Source organism: Nitrospiraceae bacterium, assembly GCA_035623075.1.
Taxonomy (GTDB): domain Bacteria; phylum Nitrospirota; class Nitrospiria; order Nitrospirales; family Nitrospiraceae; genus DASPUC01.
In genome coordinates, this window is record DASPUC010000057.1 from 1 (window position 1) to 20006 (window position 20006).

Annotated in this window: 23 protein-coding genes; 10 read left to right on the top strand and 13 right to left on the bottom strand. The window is 56.0% G+C overall.

Annotation, left to right across the window (positions count from 1 at the left end; genetic code table 11):
* Positions 1 to 103: integrase core domain-containing protein (locus tag VEI50_16470; protein HXX76726.1), on the top strand; the 103-nt coding region annotated here is incomplete at its 5' end.
* Between the two features lie 204 nt (positions 104 to 307).
* Here the strand turns inward: VEI50_16470 and secG are convergent.
* The 4 genes from secG to gap form a co-directional block, all read right to left on the bottom strand.
* On the bottom strand, positions 308 to 667 hold the full coding sequence (gene secG / locus VEI50_16475) for a preprotein translocase subunit SecG (GenBank protein HXX76727.1): 360 nt from the start codon (positions 665 to 667) through the stop codon (positions 308 to 310).
* Positions 668 to 682: 15 nt separating this feature from the next.
* Positions 683 to 1453 carry a triose-phosphate isomerase gene (gene tpiA, locus VEI50_16480; protein ID HXX76728.1) on the bottom strand — a complete coding sequence of 257 codons (771 nt, stop codon included), beginning with the start codon at positions 1451 to 1453 and terminating at the stop codon, positions 683 to 685.
* Positions 1454 to 1496: 43 nt separating this feature from the next.
* Positions 1497 to 2696, bottom strand: coding sequence for a phosphoglycerate kinase (locus tag VEI50_16485; protein ID HXX76729.1), 1200 nt, complete (start codon positions 2694 to 2696; stop codon positions 1497 to 1499).
* 82 nt (positions 2697 to 2778) lie between these two features.
* Positions 2779 to 3792 (bottom strand): type I glyceraldehyde-3-phosphate dehydrogenase, encoded by a 1014-nt coding sequence (gap, locus tag VEI50_16490; GenBank protein ID HXX76730.1) that lies wholly within the window; start codon positions 3790 to 3792, stop codon positions 2779 to 2781.
* A gap of 255 nt (positions 3793 to 4047) precedes the next feature.
* On the opposite strand from gap, the gene VEI50_16495 reads away from it, so the two are divergent.
* A complete protein-coding gene (locus tag VEI50_16495; GenBank protein ID HXX76731.1) occupies positions 4048 to 6444 on the top strand; it encodes an endonuclease MutS2 in 2397 nt (798 codons plus the stop codon).
* Between the two features lie 81 nt (positions 6445 to 6525).
* On the opposite strand, the gene VEI50_16500 is transcribed toward VEI50_16495, so the two are convergent.
* The 3 genes from VEI50_16500 to VEI50_16510 all read right to left on the bottom strand — a co-directional run bounded on the left by VEI50_16500 (position 6526) and on the right by VEI50_16510 (position 9374).
* Positions 6526 to 7884 (bottom strand): sigma-54 dependent transcriptional regulator, encoded by a 1359-nt coding sequence (locus VEI50_16500; GenBank protein HXX76732.1) that lies wholly within the window; start codon positions 7882 to 7884, stop codon positions 6526 to 6528.
* Between the two features lie 121 nt (positions 7885 to 8005).
* Complete coding sequence (queG, locus tag VEI50_16505; protein ID HXX76733.1) at positions 8006 to 8992, bottom strand: tRNA epoxyqueuosine(34) reductase QueG; 987 nt, start codon at positions 8990 to 8992, stop codon at positions 8006 to 8008.
* A gap of 10 nt (positions 8993 to 9002) precedes the next feature.
* A complete protein-coding gene (locus VEI50_16510; GenBank protein HXX76734.1) occupies positions 9003 to 9374 on the bottom strand; it encodes a hypothetical protein in 372 nt (123 codons plus the stop codon).
* Positions 9375 to 9472: 98 nt separating this feature from the next.
* Between VEI50_16510 and VEI50_16515 the strand changes: the two genes are divergently transcribed.
* Positions 9473 to 10585 carry a DGQHR domain-containing protein gene (locus VEI50_16515; protein HXX76735.1) on the top strand — a complete coding sequence of 371 codons (1113 nt, stop codon included), beginning with the start codon at positions 9473 to 9475 and terminating at the stop codon, positions 10583 to 10585.
* 16 nt (positions 10586 to 10601) lie between these two features.
* Entirely contained in the window at positions 10602 to 11174 is a 573-nt protein-coding gene (locus VEI50_16520; GenBank protein HXX76736.1) for an SRPBCC family protein, read from the top strand.
* Here VEI50_16520 and thiI read toward each other — a convergent pair.
* The 3 genes from thiI to coaE form a co-directional block, all read right to left on the bottom strand.
* A complete protein-coding gene (gene thiI, locus VEI50_16525) occupies positions 11158 to 12327 on the bottom strand; it encodes a tRNA uracil 4-sulfurtransferase ThiI (GenBank protein ID HXX76737.1) in 1170 nt (389 codons plus the stop codon). The genes VEI50_16520 and thiI overlap by 17 nt on opposite strands.
* Positions 12328 to 12407: 80 nt before the next feature.
* Positions 12408 to 13331, bottom strand: a complete 924-nt coding sequence (gene trxB / locus VEI50_16530) for a thioredoxin-disulfide reductase (GenBank protein ID HXX76738.1) — start codon at positions 13329 to 13331, stop codon at positions 12408 to 12410.
* Between the two features lie 49 nt (positions 13332 to 13380).
* A complete protein-coding gene (gene coaE, locus VEI50_16535) occupies positions 13381 to 14001 on the bottom strand; it encodes a dephospho-CoA kinase (GenBank protein HXX76739.1) in 621 nt (206 codons plus the stop codon).
* 66 nt (positions 14002 to 14067) lie between these two features.
* Here coaE and VEI50_16540 point away from each other — a divergent pair, with 66 nt between their 5' ends.
* The 4 genes from VEI50_16540 to VEI50_16555 all read left to right on the top strand — a co-directional run bounded on the left by VEI50_16540 (position 14068) and on the right by VEI50_16555 (position 16540).
* Positions 14068 to 15093, top strand: coding sequence for a pectinesterase family protein (locus VEI50_16540; protein ID HXX76740.1), 1026 nt, complete (start codon positions 14068 to 14070; stop codon positions 15091 to 15093).
* A 153-nt stretch (positions 15094 to 15246) separates the two neighbouring features.
* Positions 15247 to 15432 carry a hypothetical protein gene (locus tag VEI50_16545; protein HXX76741.1) on the top strand — a complete coding sequence of 62 codons (186 nt, stop codon included), beginning with the start codon at positions 15247 to 15249 and terminating at the stop codon, positions 15430 to 15432.
* Between the two features lie 107 nt (positions 15433 to 15539).
* On the top strand, positions 15540 to 16088 hold the full coding sequence (locus VEI50_16550; GenBank protein ID HXX76742.1) for a heme-binding protein: 549 nt from the start codon (positions 15540 to 15542) through the stop codon (positions 16086 to 16088).
* A gap of 71 nt (positions 16089 to 16159) precedes the next feature.
* Positions 16160 to 16540 (top strand): hypothetical protein, encoded by a 381-nt coding sequence (locus tag VEI50_16555; protein ID HXX76743.1) that lies wholly within the window; start codon positions 16160 to 16162, stop codon positions 16538 to 16540.
* 5 nt (positions 16541 to 16545) lie between these two features.
* Here VEI50_16555 and VEI50_16560 read toward each other — a convergent pair whose 3' ends face one another.
* A complete protein-coding gene (locus VEI50_16560) occupies positions 16546 to 16920 on the bottom strand; it encodes a nuclear transport factor 2 family protein (protein ID HXX76744.1) in 375 nt (124 codons plus the stop codon).
* Positions 16921 to 17216: 296 nt separating this feature from the next.
* Between VEI50_16560 and VEI50_16565 the strand changes: the two genes are divergently transcribed.
* Together VEI50_16565 and VEI50_16570 are read left to right on the top strand one after the other, a co-directional pair.
* Positions 17217 to 17408 carry a DUF3565 domain-containing protein gene (locus VEI50_16565; GenBank protein ID HXX76745.1) on the top strand — a complete coding sequence of 64 codons (192 nt, stop codon included), beginning with the start codon at positions 17217 to 17219 and terminating at the stop codon, positions 17406 to 17408.
* The gene (locus tag VEI50_16570; protein ID HXX76746.1) at positions 17405 to 18130 is read left to right on the top strand and encodes a prepilin-type N-terminal cleavage/methylation domain-containing protein; all 726 of its coding nucleotides are present in this window, start codon (positions 17405 to 17407) and stop codon (positions 18128 to 18130) included. The genes VEI50_16565 and VEI50_16570 overlap by 4 nt, the downstream gene beginning before the upstream one ends.
* Here the strand turns inward: VEI50_16570 and VEI50_16575 are convergent.
* Both VEI50_16575 and VEI50_16580 read right to left on the bottom strand, forming a co-directional pair.
* Positions 18106 to 19212 (bottom strand): dipeptide epimerase, encoded by a 1107-nt coding sequence (locus tag VEI50_16575; protein HXX76747.1) that lies wholly within the window; start codon positions 19210 to 19212, stop codon positions 18106 to 18108. The genes VEI50_16570 and VEI50_16575 overlap by 25 nt on opposite strands.
* A gap of 45 nt (positions 19213 to 19257) precedes the next feature.
* On the bottom strand, positions 19258 to 19902 hold the full coding sequence (locus VEI50_16580) for a sulfite oxidase-like oxidoreductase (protein ID HXX76748.1): 645 nt from the start codon (positions 19900 to 19902) through the stop codon (positions 19258 to 19260).
* Positions 19903 to 20006: the final 104 nt, after the last annotated feature.

The window sequence follows — 20006 nt, forward strand, 5'->3', positions numbered from 1 at the left end:
GCTCGTGGAGCGCTGGCGGCAGACCTACAACCGGATTCGGCCCCACAGCGCCCTGGGCTATCGTCCGCCGGCACCGGAAGCCATCGCGCCACGGTGCGCGTGAGTCACATTGCAAGTGGTACAACTACAGGGGGCAGGTCACTTCTCTCCTCACTTGATGCAGCCTCACCCTCAGCCGTCTGTGATGTGGGAAAATCCTGATGGGCCTCATCATGCTAGTTTCCCTTTGATCCAAGCCGAGGCACACAGTCCGGTAGCGGACATTCTCGAGAACCGCTCATTCGATTAACCGAGTCCTCTCAATCTGTTAGTGGCCGCCAGGAGAGTCGCTGGATGAATGCGAATCTCCAGCAGGCGCCGCAGGTGTGCCAACCGGGGCTGTTGGGGTGGGTTGCGAGGCTTCCTTTTTCTTTAAATCGATGACGGTGGAGGCAAAATTACGCTCTTTTGCGAGGATCGCGAGACTAAACGAAGTCAGCATGAATACGGATGCGACAATGACAGTAAATTTGCTGAGGAAATTAGCAGGGCCACGGCTACCGAATACTGTTTGACTCGATCCGCCAAATGCTGCGCCGATCTCCGCCCCTTTGCCTGATTGCAGCAAAATCGCTCCAATCATGAGGAAACATACAAACACGTGAACGATGACGAGCAACGTATACATACTCCATCCGATCGATTAAGAACGTTTCTTGTGCCCAGCCAGCGCGATTCTAGCAAACGAATCCGGATCGAGACAAGCCCCACCGACAAGCGCGCCGTCGATGTCGTCAGCCGCCAACAGCGAGTCGATGTTCTGTGGCGTCACACTTCCTCCGTAGAGAACTCTCATGGTTGAGGCCAATTCCTTCTTCCACCCTGTCGCGATGAAACTGCGAATCGATCGATGGACGGCTGCCGCTTGTTCGACAGTTGCCGCTCGCCCTGTGCCTATGGCCCAGATCGGCTCATAGGCAATCGCGATCCGTGACAGTTCTTGGTCAGATCGGTCTGCCAGAGCGCGCTTCAATTGAGTGGTCACGACCGATTCCGTCTGGCCAGTCTCCCGCTCAGTGAGAGACTCTCCGACACAGAGAATCGGCCGCAGTTCATGAATAAGTGCGGCCCTTATTTTCTTTTGAACCTCTTCGTCACGCTCTCCAAAGAGCGTGCGACGTTCCGAATGTCCCACGAGCACATAGCGGCATCCAAGATCGCGCAACATGGGGCCAGACACTTCACCGGTGAAGGGGCCGTGGCCCTCCCAATGGAGATTTTGAGCTGCGAGACCGATCTCAGGGGAAGAGCGTAGAGCGGTACGAACCGATTCCAAGGCTGTAAAGGGAGGCGCGAGAACCAGTTCGCAGTTCAAGGGCCTCGGCAGTCGATTGAGGAGTTGAGGGACGAACGCAGACGCCTCCGACGACGTCTTGTTCATCTTCCAGTTCCCGATGATAAGTGGTGTACGCACAGCGCTTCAGCGTATCGGCGTGGGCTGTGTGAGGCCAGTGGTGTTAGTCTTGGCGTTCCGGCAAGGCGGTCAACCCCGGGAGTGGCTTGCCTTCCAAGAGTTCCAGCGCCGCGCCGCCGCCGGTTGATATGAACGAGATGTTTTCCGATTCTCCGGCGCGATGGACAGCCATCGCCGTTTCACCGCCGCCGACGATCGTCAGGGCATAGGCATCCGCGATCGCGTGAGCGATGGAGAGCGTCCCGCGAGCGTAGGCGTCAGTCTCAAATACGCCCATGGGGCCGTTCCAGAGGATCGTCTTGGCGTTCTGCACCGCTTCGGTGAACAGCTTCACAGAGGCTGGGCCGATGTCGAGCGCATACCAGTCCTTGGGAATCTCCTGCACGGGGACGATCTTCGATTCCGCGCCAGGCTCGCGGCTGGCTGCCACGACGCAGTCTACCGGCAAATAGAACTTCACACCGCGGGAGAAGGCATGCTCCTCGATGCCTTTGGCAAAATCCAGCATGTCGTTTTCAACCAGTGAGTTGCCGATCTCAAGTCCTTTGGCTTTCAAAAAAGTAAACGCCATGCCCCCGCCGATAATGACTTTATCGACCCGCTTGCCCAGGTTCTCAATGACGCCGATCTTCCCGGACACTTTCGCACCGCCGAGGATGGCGACGAATGGGCGCACGGGGTTTTCGACGGCTCCTTCAAGATATTCAATTTCTTTCTTGAGGAGAAATCCCGCGACCGAGGTTTTGATGAATTTCGTAATCCCGACGGTCGAAGCATGGGCCCGGTGTGCAGCGCCAAAGGCATCGTTAATGTACACGTCGCCCAGAGCCGCCAGAGATTTCGAAAAGGCGTCGTCGTTTTTCTCTTCCCCCGGATGGAAGCGAAGGTTTTCGAGCAGCATCACATCGCCCGGCTTCATTTTGGCCACGAGCGTTTCGACAGCATGGCCGATACAGTCCGGGGCGAAGATAACCTCCTTGCCGAGCAATCGCCCCAAACGTTTTGCGATCGGGGCCAAACTATACTTCGGATCGAATTTGCCTTTGGGACGGCCGAGGTGAGAGCAGAGGATGACTTTTCCTCCGTCGTCGACGACATGATTAATGGTCGGCAGAGTTGAGCGAATTCGTGTGTCGTCCGTAATCTGGAGGGAATCGTCTAACGGAACGTTGAAATCGGCACGGATGATCACCCGCTGGTTTCGTAGCTGTACGTCGTTGATCGTGAGCTTATGAAGATTCATGCACGCACCCTGTGCCGGCCCTCTCGGATCAAAGAATCAACGTCGGAAATTACCGGGGTGAAACCGGAGTGCTTGGAACAACTCAGCACCCTTTTGATTTGGCGGCGATTACCTTGATCAAATCCCGCACTCGGCACGAATAGCCCCATTCATTGTCGTACCAGGCGGTTACTTTCACCAGCCGCTTGTCGATCACACTGGTGAGGGGAGCATCCACAGTGGCGGAATGGTCGTCGCCCTTCTGGTCGATCGAGACGATGGGAGCTTCGGAGTATTGGAGTATGCCTTTCATAGGGCCATTGGCTGCTTTGCGAAACGCTTCATTGACTGACGCGACATCGCAATCCTTTTCGGTTTCCACCGTCAGATCCACGAGCGAGACGTTCGGAGTTGGGACACGGATGGCGAGACCATCCATCTTTCCTTTGAGCTGAGGGATGACGAGGTGGAGGGCCTTTGCTGCTCCCGTGCTGGTGGGGATCATCGACATCCCGGCTGCTCGGGCGCGACGCAAGTCCTTATGGGGCAAATCGAGCAGTTGCTGATCGTTCGTGTACGAATGGATTGTCGTCATCACACCGTGCTTGATGCCGAAGGTCTCCATCAAGACTTTGGCCACGGGAGCCAGGCAGTTCGTCGTGCAGGATGCGTTCGAGACGATGTGATGAGATTTCGGATCGTAGGTATTCTCGTTGACGCCCAGGACGATCGTGACGTCCGGGTCTTTCGCCGGCGCGGATATGATGACGGACTTGGCGCCGGCAGACAGGTGTTTCCCCGCGCCCTCCCGGTCGGTGAATCGGCCGGTCGATTCAATCACAACGTCGACATTGAGGTCTTTCCAAGGCAGTTCCTTCGGGTCCTTGACGGCCAGGACTTTGATGGCTTTTCCATCGATAAGGATGTGATCGTCCTTGGCTTCGACCGTTCCTTTCAGCGTTCCGTGGACCGAGTCGTACTTCAACAAATAGGCCAGTGTTTTTGCGTCGGTGAGGTCATTGATCGCGACAAAGTGAAGGTCAGAGTCGCCTAAGGAGGCCCGCAAGACGTTTCGCCCGATGCGCCCGAAGCCATTGATCCCGATCCTGATAGCCATAAGGTTTTGTTCCTCAGAGTAGAAAGTGCAAGGTGATTTCGTGCACGAGACCGACCGCGATAGTATCGGTGGCTCCGTACCTTGTCAAGCTATACGGAAGGAGTAACTCCGCGTCGAACTTGGGGAGTTTTCGTCTGACATGTAGGGAGCATGGACGATGGTTGATCTCTACCCGATTGGCGTTTGCCTTGCGTCCATGGCGCGCGTTTCGCTAGAGTCCATGCTCACGTAACGTCTCAATCCGATGAGGGAGTTGTGAATCTATTTGAGAAGGCCACGCAGGTGTTGGAGTGGCCCAGACTCCTTGAAGCTCTAGCCTATCATGCACGGTCGACCCTCGGCATGGAACGTTGCCGTGTTCTTGGCCTCAGCGCCGACGTGGTTGGTGCGCAACGGCTCCAACGGGAAACTTCGGAGATGCGACGGCTTCAAGACGGCAGCGATCCGCTTCCCACCCTCTCGTTCTCGGATGTCCGGGAACTATTGGGGCGGGCGCAGAAGGGAGCCACACTTGAAGCTCATGAACTCCGGGATTGTGCGGTTGCGCTGAAATTGAGCGAGGCCGTGGACAGTGTGTTGAGACGGCACCGGCTGGAAGCTCCTATGCTGGCGGAGGTGGCGGCTCCGCTTCGGGCTGACGCGGAACGTATCAGATTAAGGAACTCGCTCGAGGCTGCGATTGACGCCGACGGATCGATCAAGGAATCAGCCACGCCGGACCTGAAACGACTGTCTCATCATGCTCAGGTTCTTAAACAGCAGATGCGACATCACCTTGAGCAGATTCTCCTTTCTCGTCGCTACGCGGAAGTCTTGCAAGAACAGTACTTCGCTCAGCGCGAAGGACGATACGTTGTGCCGATCAAGACGGATATGCGCGGACGCGTCCCGGGAATCGTCCATGACATATCGGCCAGCGGTGCGACGGTGTTTCTCGAACCGCGTGAGTTGGTTGAGCTGAACAACTCCATCAAAGTCGCCGATCTCGAAGTTGAGCGGGAAGTGCGGCGGATTCTCCGAGAGCTCACCGAATGTGTTGCTGAACAGGCCGGGGTCATTCGTGCTGCGCTCGATGCGTTGGCAGAACTCGACTGCATTACTGCTAAGGCTTCACTCGGCCGGCAGCTCAAGGCCCATCCCGTCGGTCTAAACGATGCAGGGCGGGTGCTGCTGAAAAAGGCCATGCATCCATTGCTGCTGCTTTCGAAGAACGACGTGGTGGCCAATGAGATTCTCATGAAAGAAACCGTACGCGTGCTGATCATTTCGGGACCGAATACCGGCGGGAAGACTGTGACGCTCAAGATCGTCGGGCTTTTCGCGCTGATGGTAAGGGCTGGCTTGCATCTGCCCTGTGACCCGGAGTCCGACATGGCGATATTCCCCGATATCTATGCCGACATCGGGGATGCCCAAGATCTAACCAGAGACTTGTCGAGTTTTTCGGCCCATATGACACAGATGATTCAACTTCTTGCCGAAACCAACCGAGCGCCGGCGATCGGGCAGGCATTGGTCTTACTGGATGAGCCGGTCACCTCCACGGATCCGGCTGAAGGGGCAGCGCTGGCAGAAGCCTTGCTGTGCCGATTGGCTGCGCTCAACATGAAAGTTGTGGCGACAACGCACTACGGCTCACTGAAAGCATTGGCTCAAACAACGGCCGGATTTGCGAATGCGGCGGTCGAATTCGATGTGACGACCTTGGCTCCGACGTATCGGCTGTTCATGGGTATCCCAGGCAGCTCGTCCGCACTGGAGATCGCTGCACGCCTGGGAATGGATCAGTTGCTCCTTGACGATGCCAGACTCCGCCTGAAGAAAGACGCCACCGCGCTGGAAGACTTGCTGGGCGATTTACACCGCAAGCAGCGGCGTCTGATGGACGATATTGAGCAAGTGGCTGAAGCGAAAGTTGAGGCCGAACGGGCGGTTCGCGAAGCGCGCGAGCGATTGGCACAGCTCGAAGTCACCGAGCGTGAAGAACGAAAGGGAATCAAGAAGAAACTGAGCGAGCAGTTCAACCGTGTGCGCACTGAAGTGCAAGCAACAGTCGATGCCCTGAAACGCGAGCAAAAGCTGATCAAGGCCAAAGAAACCAAGCAGCGGCTGATTGAATTGGAAGAGCAGACGAGCGCGGAGCTTGGTCCGACGGTTACACCGATTCCACTGGATCAGTTAACCGTTGGAGATCAAGTCGAAATCAGCGGGCTCGGTATGACCGGGACGCTGCTCGAAGTCCCGCAGGGCAAGAAGCGGGTTCGCCTCCGAGTAGGGGAGGGCGAACTCCTCGCGACCGTTTCGAGCCTCGTGGGAATTGGGCGAGGAAACGCGGTGTTGACCGAACGAGTTGCTGCGGCCAGACCTCCTCAGCCTGTCGAACAGGCAAATCCCGTTGGAGACCACCACGCTCTGGTGGATGTGAGGGGTCAGGCGGCGGATGAAGCCCTGGACCATGTCATTGCTGCGCTCGACCGTGCGACCCTGGCGGGTTCGCCGTCCCTCCGCATTATTCATGGGCACGGGACCGGCAAGCTAAAGGCCGCGCTCAGGCAATATTTGAAAGACTCACCCTACGTCGTCAAAAGCCGCCCTGGTGACCGTAGTGAGGGAGGGGATGGCGTTACCGTGGCGGATTTGAGGCGAGAATAAATCCGGTTCTTTATTGGTGATCCCACCTTGGATTCCGCTGCGTAGAGGATCCTCCCGTAGCAGGGTGAGCGGAAGCCTGCCTTATTGGATGTGGTATTTGGCCATTCGGTAACGGAGGGTGTTGCGGGTCATTTTGAGAAGCCGGCTTGCCTCGGAGACATTCCCACTCGATTTCCGTAATGCTTCCTCCAACATCTTCTTTTCCATCTCTTGAAATGACAGGCCGAACGCCAATAGCGAGGGTTTCTCGTTCGGCGTTTCCGTGCGAAGTGGTCGTTCACCCCGCACGGATAGTGGCAGATCCTCCGGTCGGATCGTCTCGTTGCGGCATGTGATCGTGAGCCATTCGACCACATTGTGCAGCTCTCGTACGTTCCCTGGCCAGTCGTGCAGTTGAAGCAGCTTTAGCGCGTCTGGCAACACAGCTCGGATCCGGATTCCACGTTCAAGTCGGGCTCGATCGAGGAAGGCTAGAAGAATCGGCTCAATGTCTTCCGGCCGTTCGCGCAGGGGCGGGATCCGAAGTTGGTACACGTTCAGTCGGTAGTAGAGGTCCAACCGGAATCGTCCCGACTTGATATGAGCCGGCAAGTCTTCATTCGTTGCGGCAATAACGCGGATGTTAACTTTGTAACTTTGCGTGTCACCAAGCGGATCGACGTGACGGTCTTCCAAGACGCGGAGCAATTTCGCCTGTGCAGCCGGACTCATCTCACCGACCTCATCCAGGAATAAAGTGCCGCCCTCGGCCAATTGGAATTTGCCGGGTTTCGCTTGCTTCGCATCGGTGAAGGCTCCGCGTTGATAGCCAAACAACTCGGATTCCAGTAGGTTTTCAGGAATTCCCGCACAATTGAGCGCCACGAGGGGCCCCTCAGCTCTCGGGCTGGCCGCGTGAATGGCCCGTGCGAAGAGTTCTTTGCCCGTTCCGCTCTCGCCCGTGATGAGCACGGTGGCATCGGTGCGCGCGACTTCGCTGGCGAGCTGCTTAATCAACTTCATCTGAGGCGAGACACTGATGACCTGCTCGAATCTGTCGAGACGATCAGAATGGGAGTGGATTGGCTGGCAGCGGCTTTCTTGCGTCTTGAGGATGGCAGTTCTTATGTCATCGACCATGACCGGCTGGACGAGATAGTTGTCGGCCCCCTCATGCAAAGCTTCAACTGCGGCCTTGGCCGTGCGGTCTTCTCCCAAGACTATGACGGGGACCGGTGGTCGGACCAGGCGAGTCTGGGTCAGAACCATATGTCTCATCTCTCTCCCGGTGCTGTCGTCATAGAAGACTGCGCGAATGTCTGGCTGATCCGTGACGACACGAATTGCGTCACGTGTTGACGTGACAGTCAAGGCCGTCGCATCAACAGAAGCCAGAGCTTGGTCGAAAAGGGAGCGTAAGGACGGGTTGGCTGATATGAGCAAAATGACCGGGGGGTGCATAGGACCACTCCTGCTTCCTACCTCTTCGCGGACAACCCACTAACAGTTGTTTAGCCTACTCTTCTTTGCGGTGAGAAGAAAGGGGGACCAGGCCAGCAAGTGGGGGGGGGTAGGGGGAACCCTAGGACTGGTGCTGGTGCGAAAGATTAGCCCGTGCAATAGCGACGTTACGTGCGAAGCCTTGCTGTTTGGCTCGTCGTATTGGGCTTTCACGAAATGTTTCCTCAAAGGCCTGCTCTTGCAGGTCTCCCAATTCGTCAAGCTGAGGGGCCAGGGTAACGCGGCTCGGGGTGAACGCCGGCTCTCTGGTTACCCCTCCCCTGAGATTAAACGGACAGACATCGAGACAATCGTCACACCCGAAGATACGGTTGCCCATCTTTGATGCCAAATCGTTGGGAATAGCCTCCTGGGGTCCACGGAACTCAATAGTGAGGTACGACACGCAGCGGTTTGCGTCAACCACATAGGGCTCAACGATTGCGCCGGTCGGGCAGGCTTGGATACACAGGGAGCAGCTTCCGCAGAGGTCGGACGCCGGCTCGTCCGGGTCGAGTTCTAAGGTGGTAAGGATTTCACCGAGGAGGAGCCAGGACCCAAACTGCGCCGAGACGAGGTTCGAGTGTTTGCCAATCCATCCCAGACCTGCCTGTTGAGCCCAGGCCTTCTCCATGATCGGGCCAGTGTCAACATAGGATCGTGTCACGGCGGTGGGGGCTAGGGTGGCAATGCGCGCCTCGAGCTGCATCAATTTTTTGCCGAGGGTCTGGTGGTAATCCTTACCCCAGGCATAGCGAGCGATGCGTCCGAACCCCGGCTGCTCATGGGCCCGATGGTTCGTCAGATAGTTCATTCCGACAGAAATGAGGGAACGGCAGCCGGGGAGCACACGTTGTGGGTCGGCGCGTCTTTCCGGATCTCGTTCCATCCAAGCCATCGTGCCGTGGAAGTTACGTGAGAGCCAATCTCGTAGTCTTGCCAAGAAGAGTGCTGGCAGGTCGTGGGTCTGTGTTGTCTGTCGGTCAGATTGTCTTGAAAGACGGCTGATGCCGACTGCATCGAACCCGAGTGATCGGGCTTCGGCTCTGATGGTCTCTGACAGAGACATGGGGGAGAGATTACCGCCCGGAACAATTAAATCGGACGTGGAACTGAGCCGAGCACTGAGGAGAGGTACAGCGGCCACAGACTCCGGTGATGCGGGTCTTCCAATCAGTGGCTTTCTCGTCGAATTTACAGCGGGTCGCCCCGCCTTTGGAAATGGTCGTCCACGGTTTGTTTGTACCAGGGATGTGTGCGACGAGACATCCTTGCGGAAATGGCACCTGACATGTTTGCCCAGACTCCCCTTTCGCCATACCAAAACTGCACGACAGTTCAGTCGTTGCGCCAGGATCGTCCATCGGCTGTGCGTTGACCTCCGGAGGAGCCACACCACATAGTGCCAAAAGAGCCAGCAAAGCCGTGAGCGTCATCCACTGTGCGGTCATCACGAAAGCGATGGTAGCATAGTCTCGCGTCTTGCGACCACCGGAGGGTCCGCGTAGAATCTGTCCGCCGGCATTCCACTCGAAACGACGGAGGTTCCATGCTCGCGACTCGTATTCGTCAGAAAGAAGGCACCTTCTACTTTATTGCGTACAAGGCGGTCGATTTGCTGGAGAAGGTTCGTTTTACGAGCCGCTATTATTTTGAAGGCGAAGAGATCGCGCAAGGCAAGATTTCCGAGCACGACGAAGTCGCGCAGTTCATTGCCGGCATCGAACGAAGCGAGAAGGGTTTTCAACGAGTCCTGAATCGACAGAAGATCAAACAGATCGTGAATTTCTATGAAACAGTCGTCGCGCAGCCGATGATTCCCGGAACAATCCTGTTGTTTACCGATGAAACGCTTCGTTTTCAAAAAGCCGGTGATTCCGAGTCTGTCGGACATCTGAGCGAGCCGAAGGGGAAGTATCTGGTGATCGACGGTCAGCACCGGTTGGCGGGACTGCATTTCTTTCGGGCGAAACACCAGGATCAAATCGAGAACGTCGAAGTGCCTTGTGTCTTGTTCGACGGACGCAGCGGCGATTTTGCGACGGAGATGTTCGTGATCATCAACAGCACCCATACGAGGATCAATCGCTCCCATCTCGTCGATCTGTACGAGAAGGTGTCTTGGGAGAGTCCGGAAAAGAAATTCGCCGCGAAAGTAGTGAATCTCTTGTATGCAGAAGCGGATTCGCCGTTGCAATATAAGATCAATCGACTCGGTGGCCGCAGCAAGCAGGAGAAATGGATTCTCCAATCGGAAGTCTTTAACGAGCTACTCAAAGTCGTCAACGCCCATAGGCGATGGATGGAGTCGCATTTGGGGATGAGGGCGGATCGTTGTTACGCGCTGGTGCGCGACTACCTGAAGGGTGTGAAAGACGTGATGGAAGAGGTGTGGGGAAACAATGAGCGGTACATGTTTACTCGCGACGTCACATTGAAAGCGTTGATCCGTGTGTTGGATGACCTAGTCATCGATCGCAAGTTGATGAGCGACTGGGATGAACAACGGTCACACCAGCCGTTCGCAGAACTTCTGAAACCCTGGGCGTCACTCGTCAAGGAATTTCGAGCCGAGGGCTTTTATGAACGGTTCCCCGCCAAGGGTCAGCTGGAACGCGTCCGACGAGTTCATCAGCGGTTACTCGATGCGATTGTGGGATAGACGAGTTGTTTGGCTCATGCCATGTGCGGTCGCCTGCCTTCTGTGGTCGCTCTCCCTCGCCCTGAGCACGACAACTCCGGTGTTCGCCGACAATCTTTCCGAATCTGACAGCTTAACCGTAAATGTCGAGTCCGGGGGCGGTATCCGAGCTGTGGCGCAGGTGTTCTTTCCCGCCAAGCCGGAGATTATCCAGGCTATTCTGACCGATTATGGCCATTGGCCTGAGCTTTTCGATGTTCGGATGAAAATTGCCAGCCTCGCGATTGAGCACGGGGTCGCCACGATGGATCTTCGAATCCAGCATGCCCTGTTGCCGGGAGAGCGCCGACTTGTCAGTGAGTCGAGGGCGTTGCCGGGCGGGGGACTGATGACCGACCTGAAGGCCGGCGATTTTAAACGGTACCACCGAGTGTGGAAGTTGGGCCCGGGGGGTGACGGGAGTCGAACGAAAGCCGAATTCGAGCTGGTCGTCGAGATCGACTTCCTCGTTCCAGATTGGCTGGTGGCGATGGCGATGCGGCGGGAGCTGGAGGCGCATTTCAGGATCGTGAAAGAAAGGGCCCTCGCGCGGGCTACCGAGGGTAGGTAAAATCGGACAACTCGGCCCTGTCGAGTCCTTGTTTGACGAGCGCGCCGATGTCAAACATCCGTTCGATCTTGCGGATGTCGTCGATGCGGGTTTTCGTACTGGGGTGCGGGGGGGTAAAGAGTGAACAACAATCCTGATCCGGCTCGATGGAAATCGAGAACGTACCGATCCGTTGGGCCTGGTCTGTGATTTCAGCCTTGTCCATGCCGATCAGGGGCCGCAAGATTGGCAGTTCCGCCGCCTCCTGAACGACCGAGAGGTTTTCCGGTGTTTGCGAGGCGACTTGGCCAAGGCTGTCGCCGGTCACTAATCCCCAGCACTGTTCTCGTTGCGCGAGCTCCTCGGCAATCCGGAGCATCAGGCGACGGTACAGCACCACGCGGAACGGCGCGGGCGCCTGAGCCACTATCTCGCGTTGAATTTCCCCGAAAGGAACCACGTAGAGTCGAGACTGGTACTGATGGGCTGTTAATGCCTGCACGAGGTCGTGGACCTTTTCTTCTGAAGCCCGGCCGACCAACGGGCGGCCTGAGAAATGGACGAACAATGCACGGCATCCGCGCTTCATCATCCGATAGGCGGCAACCGGTGAATCGATACCTCCCGAAATCAAACAGGCCACCTTACCGCTGACACCCACCGGCATCCCGCCAGGCCCAACCACTTTGTCGACCGAGTAGTAGACATCCTTCGAGAGCAGTTCGACATACACGGTGAGATCCGGGTTCGTCAAACTCACTTTTTTCCCAGTGATGGTGCACAGGTGCTTGCCGACAGCTCGCTCTACATCCATCGAGGTGAGAGGGAGCCGTTTATCGGCACGCTTGGCTGTGACGCGGAAGGTTGTGAAGCTTCGTTGCTGAAGGTCCTGACCGATCGCATTGTTTAGCTCGCCCAGGTCTGGGTGAGCCAAATCAAGCGGCATCATACAGGCCATTAAGAAGTTGGCGATCCCAAACACCCGAACGAGCCGGTCTTTGACGATGTCATCTGAAACGCCGTTAGGGAGGATGACGCGGATCCGACTCCGCAGATTTTCGACGCGTTTCACGCCGAGGCCCTTGAGGGCCCACCGGATATTCCGTACGAGACGCTGCTCGAAATGTTCGCGGTTGCGGCCCTTGAGAGCAAGCTCGTGATAATGGATGATCACGCAGCGCATTCTTAGCTTTCAGACATCAGCTTTCAGCACCAGCTGACACTTCCGGATGATGGCTGAGAGCTGGCAGCGCTTCAATGTTGGCCTTCTCCTTCCAGAAACCGTTCCGCGTCGATGGCTGCCATGCAACCAGAACCGGCGGCGGTTACAGCCTGGCGGTATTTCGAGTCCTGTACGTCACCGGCGGCGAACACTCCGGGAACGCTGGTTGCTGTTCCTGCATGTGTTTTGATGTACCCCTTTTCATCCATGTCGAGTTGCCCGGCGAACAATGTCGTGTTCGGCCAATGGCCGATCGCGACAAACACGCCGGCGCAGGCGAGATCAGCCGTCTTGCCCGTGACGAGGTTCTTGAGATGGACACCTGTGACCACATCGGTCCCGAGAATATCCTCCACGACCGAGTTCCAGATAAACGTAATTTTCTCGTTCTTCATGGCGCGGTCTTGCATGATTTTGGATGCGCGAAGCTTGTCGCGCCGGTGGACGACGGAGACTCTGGTGGCGAATTTGGTGAGAAAGATCGCTTCTTCCATCGCACTGTCGCCGCCCCCGACGACGATGAGTTCTTTGCCTCGAAAAAAGAATCCATCACATGTCGCACATGTCGAAACGCCGTGCCCAGTTAAGCGCGATTCATTTTTGAGCCCGATCTGAAGGGCTGACGCACCAGTCGCGATAATCAGTGTTTTGGCTTGAAGAGTCTGTTCGCCGTCGACGGTCACGATGAAGGGACGTGTTTGTATATCAACGGCGGTGATGTCGCCGGTCATATACTCGGTTCCGAATCGTTCGGCCTGAGCTCTCATCTCTTTCATCAGTTCAGGGCCCAGGATTCCCTTTGCGAAGCCGGGGTAGTTCTCCACTTCGGTGGTCGTTGTCAGTTGACCGCCCGATTGCCAGCCCTCAATCAGCAAAGGGGACAAGTTCGCTCGTGCGCTATAGACTGCTGCGGTGAGACCTGCTGGCCCGGAGCCGATGATGACGACTTGGCGCATGTCTGCAATCTAGCACAGGCTGAGAGGGGAATGTATAGGGAATGAACGGCTAGGCGAGAGTCTGAAGGGTTTTATAGAGCTGTCGGACGTTCCGTTGCAGCACGCTCCTCGAGAGGGCACCATCGAGCACAAAGTCAGCTTTCTGGACCTTTTTGGAAAGAGGCATCTGGCTTCGAATTCGTTGAAGTGCCAACGTGCGGGTCAAGCCGTTCCGTGCCTTCAGGCGGGCAACCTGCTTGTTGCGATCCGCGACGACGACAATGATCTTGTCGAATCGTCTGTCGATGCCAACTTCAAATAGGAGCGGAACATCATAGATAATGACCGCATCGGGGGCTTTTCTAGCGGCCTGCCTCGTCAGGTGTGCCTGAAGCCGGGCGACGCGGGGATGGATGATTCGTTCCAGCAGTCGAAGCTTGGTTCGATTTCTGAATACGATGTGGCCGAGTACATGACGGTTGATCGTCTGATCCGGATTCAGCACGTTCCCGCCGAATGTTTTGACGATCGCGCGCCACGCCGGCTTTCCGGGTCGGACTACTTCTCGTGCGAGCACATCCGCGTCGATCACGACTGCGCCGCATCGCTTGAACATGTTCGCGACCGTGGTTTTGCCGGTGGCGATCCCCCCCGTCAGTCCCACGAGAATCATGGCAACGGAGCATAACATGCGACTTCCTCTGTCACAACAAACCTGGATTGACTTCCGAAGGGGCACGCCTGTATGAGCTTTTGCATGAAACGGATGGTAGTCCTCGGTCTCATGGCGTTGTGCGGGTTCTGGGGGGCGGGAGGCGTACGTGCCGATGGAGGAGTGTCGCCTAGTCCACGGACGATCGTTGTGGCGCTCGATGGAAGCGGGGATTTCACATCAATCCAGGAAGCGGTTGATGTGGCCAAGAAGGGTGATATCGTCTTTATCAAGCCCGGCCAATATCCTCAGGACGTGACGATTCATAGTAAGGAAAAGGTCAAGCTTGTGGGCGCTGGACGGGACCAGGTCACGCTGTTGGGGCGTGAAGAAATTGTTGGCGCACTTCATGTTGGAAAGTGGCCCTATGGGGCGACGGATATCGAAATCAGCGAAATGACGATCAATGATCATGGCGGACATGCCGTCGGTCTCTTCAATGGACAGGGGATAATTCTTCGGCATCTCAAAGTGAACGGCATGCTCTTTAGCCAACAGGTGCAGAATGTGCGCATTGAAGACTGCACCATCGGGGGAAGCGAAACGACCGGCGTGCAGTTTGCTGATTCCCAGGCTGTATTGATCGGCAACTTCATCCATGACAACGATCACGGCGTCAATGTTGCTGGAAAATCTGAAGTCCGGCTGGAGCGCAATGTGATTACGCGCAGTCTGTTCGAAGCGGTGGTCGTCAACGATCGGGCTAAAGCCGTCTTAATAAGCAATACTCTCGTGAAAAATGGCGGCGGTGTCGCTTTTCTTGGAACCTCACAAAGCGAAGTGTCTGGAAATGTCGTCGGACTGAACAAGGTTGGGTTTCTCTTTTCGTCATCGAGCCACGCCACGACGTCGTTTAATGCGCTCTATAACAGCGATGGCGATTATGTTCGGAGTGGTTCCCCTCACCGGTTGGCGCCCGAGCTCAAAAGCACATCCGACATCACAGGCGATCCCGGGTTTGTCGATGCCGGCCACGACGATTTTCGTCTCCGTGCAGATACGCCGCTCATCAAGATCGGCGAATTTCCTTACCTCGGAGCGCTTGCCCCTGCTTCGAACTTACCTCAGTAGACGGCAGAATAGTTAAAATAATCAATGAGATACGGATCGTTACCAAGGAGGGTGAACTCCGTATGCTATGCTAACAGTAGGTACCGAACGCGATGACTCAGCGAGCCTGGCGAAGTGAAGTATGGAATCGAAAGCTAGGCATGAAAGGCACCCGTGGCGAGCTACCGACAAGACCGCGAGAAGCGATTCAGCAACGGCATTCCGTCGCTTGATGACGTGGAACCGGGCAAAATTGTCGGGGCTGTCCTGCCGATGTCTGAACAGGCCCAGACGCAAATGCGCGAAAGCATCGAAGTAATCGATTATCTTCTAAATCAAGAACGCGTCGTCTGGAGCTAGCCTCCGAATTCTCGTCCAATTCCTCTCCGCTACGTACCCTCCTCTTGACAGAGTGCTAGCACCTTCGTACGCTGCTGCCCATTAGTTTATTTTCTGGAGGTAAGACAATGGCGTGGTGGATTTCCTGCATGGACTGGCTGGGCAATTCCAGCCGGGCATTCATATTCGTTTCTGCAACGGTCTCTCTGCTGATCCCAGCGGAGGTCTTGGCCGATGAACTTCCCAAGGAATCCGTGCTCCCGCTCAATCTGGCGGGAAGAGCGGTTCAAGCGTCGCTAGATGCCTGCAAGAAGGATGGATATCGGGTGAGTGTGTCTGTTGTCGATCGGGCAGGTGTTCTTCGTGCCATGGCTCGTGCTGATGGAGCAGGTCCACATACAGTCGATAGTAGCCGGAAAAAAGCTTACACCGCGGCCAGCCTTCGTCGTCCGACCACAGAGTTGGCCGAACTCATGAATAAGATGCCGACGCTTCAAGCTCTGCGAGACATGAACAACGACATCCTGATGCTGGGAGGCGGATTGCCGATCGAAATCGGCGGCGATGTTGTCGGTGGGATTGGAGTCGGAGGAGCACCCGGTGCACACCTCGATGATGCCTGTGCGCAAGCAGGGCTCGATGCGATCAGTGCCGCGCCAAAAGTACCGGCCAAGTGAAACGGCCTCACGGAACGAAAGGTATTCTGTACCTTCTTCTCTCCCTGTTTGCCTGTAATAGTGATGTGCCCGTGTCGGCCTCAGTTGATCTACCGGCGGTCCAGATGCGTCTGACGATCACGCGAGTGGCGACTCACCCGTTTCTTTCCAGATACAACCTCCGACTGACAGTGAAAGGTCCCCGGAACTGTCTGGCCGAGGCCACACTCTTTCCGGACACGGGATACGTGAGCCGGCGGAACGTCTATATGACTCCTGCAGGCCTGGTCTATGTCGTGGGTCAGTTCGATGCTCGTGTGGTCGATGGTACGCGATGCGCGATTACGCTGGCCGAGTTTCGCCATCTTGAACGAGACGTCGTGTTTCTCGGCAGTTTCGATGAACAGGAACAAGGACGGTGGGCATTCCTGCCAGCGGCCCGCCGGCGGGAGTTACCATTTGAAAAGCTCTGAGTGCCTCAGTCGGCACCGAAGGGGTGATCAATCGCGAGGAGCCAGTCACCGGTCGGTTGTTGGCGTGCGACCTCCACACTCTGGCCAACCATTCTGACAGGGTTTCCGTCTGGGCCGGTTCCCGTGAGTGTCCACTGTCCCCTGAGCAATGCCACGCCGGTGCCGTGGATCACGAACACGGTTCGAACGTGCATCGTTCCTTTCAGCGCCAGGAATTGTGCGAGGGCATGGCGGATAGCGGTATGCCCTCGTGTGACTTGACCGGGCTGCGGGATCAGCGCGCCTTCCGGCTCATAGAGTGCGATGATCGCATCCACGTTTCCGTCGTTGAAGGCTGATGAAAAGAGATGATGGATATCTTCCGGCCTCTGTATACCCATCGGAGGCTCCTCTCGTTACATGATCGGTTGCACTGATGGTCCGCCGCAGCCCATGAGGTCCGTACGGACACCTGCCGAAACTGAGCACAGCAGAAGGCATGTGGCGACGAGCTTTCTTCTGCGCCCGATGGACGATACCATGCTCCTGGCCGATGGGAAGAGTCAATCAACGGTGTGTAATGGTTCGTCGCCACGATAAAAGACAATCTCAAAAGCACCTTGCAGTGCGAGATCTGATCTAACCCGGATGGTCACAAGCAGTCAGCAGTTGTCAGCCTGGATGATTTGAAACAGTCATGAAACAGGCGATTATCGGGTTTCACCAAGATGAGCAAGGCGATTGGGTAGCCGACCTGGCCTGTGGCCATGGGCAGCACGTGCGTCACCAGCCGCCTCTCACCAGCCGTCCATGGGTACTCACCGAAGCGGGCAGGAGAAGCCATCTTGGCCAACAACTCAACTGCTTGAAGTGTGAAGAGAATTCATGAGTACAGATGAAACAGAACAGAGAGAGTCGGCGTTCACGCTCGTGGGAATGATGATTGTCGTGGCGATCCTCGGAATGTTGGCCGCCGTCGCTATGCTTTCATACGCCCATTTCACCAAAAAGTCTCAGAGCGTTGGAGCAGAGATAGCAGTGGCTGAAGTGGCTCGTCCGGAGGAGGTATCCTTTTCTTGGACGGGCACGTATTCATCCGATCTTGATGCCATCGGATTCAAACCAAACCCGCCACGACAGTACGATCGATTCTCAGTCCAAGCAGGTTACGGTCCGGATAGGTCAATGTGTGAAGTCGCTGCTGATCATCTCTCAGGCGTTGGCACTGGTCAATCACCATCTCTTACCAACTATGCGAGCAATCAAGCGGATGGGAATAAGTCTGGTGGCGGTGGAGTTCATGCGGGACAAGGCAAGATATCCACCGTCATGTCGGTCGGAAATACCGGCAGCGGTCAATTAGTCGGTGGAGGAGTACAAGATGAACTCAGTGAACAAATGGGGCGAACTTTCGGTCAATCCTTTTCAGTTGGTCTGACCGTCGATTCTGGAAAACCAAACAGCCTGGGTACGGTGAACAAGTGGATCTATCAATCGTTGTGCGGGGGTTCGCCAGATGACGCCGAGCCCATATTCAGAGAGGGCTTGCAATCACGCTGGAGCTCAGTCGAGAAGGAAAGCCGATTTCATTCGCATATCATCATGCGGTGAGTTGGAGTGGAACTCATGCCGAGACCCGAAGCCTGCCACGGCACGAGTTGAGGTCCGCGGTACTGATAACCTCCTTCGACAGGATCTCTTGCCAACAGCAATGGCGTGTCCAGGTCGAGGATCTCAAAGCCTCCCAAACCCAGGACCAGGCTGAACGAGCATCCCATGGCTATCCTCGATTCAACCATTCCGCCGATCATGAGTTTAAGCCCTGCCTGTTTCGTGAACGACACGATCTCTTTGGCCTGCGCGACACCGGTCTTCATGGTCTTGATATTGATATAGTCGACGGCCTTTCGGGCGACTACCTCTTGAGCATCGATCAGCGAACGCACGGACTCATCCGCAGCGACGGGAATCCCTGTCTCACTCCGAATCGCGGCCATGCTATCGAGATCATCTCGTAGGACCGGCTGCTCAAGCAGGATCATCGTCCCTCCAAACTTCTTAATGCCATTCACAAAGCGGAGGCAGCCCTCGCGTGAAAAGCCTTGATTACCGTCACCGATGAAGGTGACGCCAGGGGATGTTTTGTGAACAGCTTCTAACCGTCGAATATCCTCCCCCACATCGTTCCCGACCTTCATTTTGAAAAGCCGAAAACCGTTCGCATACCACTTCTGAGCCAACCTCAGGGTTGTGTCGATGTCACAGATGGGAATGGTAATGTCAGTTTCGTATTCACGGACATCGGCACTTCCCCAGAGTTGCCACATTGGTATATTGGAGGCCCGACAATAGGCGTCGATACAGGCTGTTTCCAGCCCGCAACGTGCGGCGGGATGGGTCGGTGCCTGTTCAGATAGCACACGTCCGATGGCTTCATAGTCGAAGGCCGACCGGCCCAGAATGGTCTTGCTGAGCTGCTGGAGCACTGCAAGGCAACTCTCGCGATTTTCTCCACCTACCTCCGGGAATGGCGCCGCTTCACCATACCCTTGTGCGCCGCCCGAAAGCGTGATCCGAACGAAAACATTCTCTGCGATCAGGCGTGCACCGGTAGCCACAACAAACGGGTCCGTGATGGGGATGTCGACGGGCCAGTATTCCACTCTGGAGATTTCGAGTAAAGTGGGCGGCATTGCCGTATTGTGTGAAGGAGCGATAGATAAGAAAATAGTTCGTCCTTATGCGTAGCGATCATTGTTCCACGGCAGGGCCGTGTTGGAATAGCCACGGACTTCCCAGAATCCTTTCTCATCCTTGTCCGCAAACGTGATCTCCTTGACCCACTTCGCTCCTTTCCACGCGTAGCGTTTTGGGACAATCACACGCACCGGCCCGCCGTGCTCTTTCGTCAGTGGTTTGCCGTTCCATTGATGGGCGAGTAGCACGTCGCTGTCGTCGCAGGCTTCGAGCGGAAGATTCGTCGTATAGTCATCGTATGACTTGAAGAGTACAAACTTCGCCAGAGAGAGAGGCCCTACGACGGAGAGAATGTGTTTGAAACTGACGCCCTCCCATGCATTGTCGTATCGGCTCCAACTCGTGACGCAGTGAAAGTCTGAGATATCCGTGAATTGCGGTCGAGCGAGGAATTGGTCCCATGTCCATGTGAGAGGATGGGCCACGAATCCTCCGATGGTCAATTTCCATTCTGAAAGGGGAATGTCCGGCTTGAACCCAAGGTCCAGGACGGGCCACGTTTCTACCAGGTGTTGCCCCGGTGGTAGCCGGTCGTCGCCTTCAGAGAAGACTTCGCGTTCTTCGCCGCCACGTCGTGCCTTCGCCCACTGCTCTTTCGTCTTAATCAGGCGCTCGTTTTGATCCATCGATATAGTCTCCTGTAAGAGGAGAGTAGGGCAAACGGGGGCAACCTTACAAGCTAGACGAGAGACCATGGCATTTTGAGTCGGATCATAATGAACCAAGAAGA

What these genes read in the sequence shown, in the direction of transcription:
- secG (HXX76727.1), bottom strand. Translation starts at nt 667, where the DNA reads ATGTATACGTTGCTCGTCATCGTTCACGTGTTTGTATGTTTCCTCATG.
- VEI50_16485 (HXX76729.1), bottom strand. Translation starts at nt 2,696, where the DNA reads ATGAATCTTCATAAGCTCACGATCAACGACGTACAGCTACGAAACCAG.
- gap (HXX76730.1), bottom strand. Translation starts at nt 3,792, where the DNA reads ATGGCTATCAGGATCGGGATCAATGGCTTCGGGCGCATCGGGCGAAAC.
- VEI50_16500 (HXX76732.1), bottom strand. Translation starts at nt 7,884, where the DNA reads ATGCACCCCCCGGTCATTTTGCTCATATCAGCCAACCCGTCCTTACGC.
- queG (HXX76733.1), bottom strand. Translation starts at nt 8,992, where the DNA reads ATGTCTCTGTCAGAGACCATCAGAGCCGAAGCCCGATCACTCGGGTTC.
- VEI50_16510 (HXX76734.1), bottom strand. Translation starts at nt 9,374, where the DNA reads ATGACCGCACAGTGGATGACGCTCACGGCTTTGCTGGCTCTTTTGGCA.
- VEI50_16515 (HXX76735.1), top strand. Translation starts at nt 9,473, where the DNA reads ATGCTCGCGACTCGTATTCGTCAGAAAGAAGGCACCTTCTACTTTATT.
- VEI50_16520 (HXX76736.1), top strand. Translation starts at nt 10,602, where the DNA reads ATGCCATGTGCGGTCGCCTGCCTTCTGTGGTCGCTCTCCCTCGCCCTG.
- trxB (HXX76738.1), bottom strand. Translation starts at nt 13,331, where the DNA reads ATGCGCCAAGTCGTCATCATCGGCTCCGGGCCAGCAGGTCTCACCGCA.
- coaE (HXX76739.1), bottom strand. Translation starts at nt 14,001, where the DNA reads ATGTTATGCTCCGTTGCCATGATTCTCGTGGGACTGACGGGGGGGATC.
- VEI50_16540 (HXX76740.1), top strand. Translation starts at nt 14,068, where the DNA reads ATGAAACGGATGGTAGTCCTCGGTCTCATGGCGTTGTGCGGGTTCTGG.
- VEI50_16550 (HXX76742.1), top strand. Translation starts at nt 15,540, where the DNA reads ATGGCGTGGTGGATTTCCTGCATGGACTGGCTGGGCAATTCCAGCCGG.
- VEI50_16560 (HXX76744.1), bottom strand. Translation starts at nt 16,920, where the DNA reads ATGGGTATACAGAGGCCGGAAGATATCCATCATCTCTTTTCATCAGCC.
- VEI50_16565 (HXX76745.1), top strand. Translation starts at nt 17,217, where the DNA reads ATGAAACAGGCGATTATCGGGTTTCACCAAGATGAGCAAGGCGATTGG.
- VEI50_16570 (HXX76746.1), top strand. Translation starts at nt 17,405, where the DNA reads ATGAGTACAGATGAAACAGAACAGAGAGAGTCGGCGTTCACGCTCGTG.
- VEI50_16575 (HXX76747.1), bottom strand. Translation starts at nt 19,212, where the DNA reads ATGCCGCCCACTTTACTCGAAATCTCCAGAGTGGAATACTGGCCCGTC.
- VEI50_16580 (HXX76748.1), bottom strand. Translation starts at nt 19,902, where the DNA reads ATGGATCAAAACGAGCGCCTGATTAAGACGAAAGAGCAGTGGGCGAAG.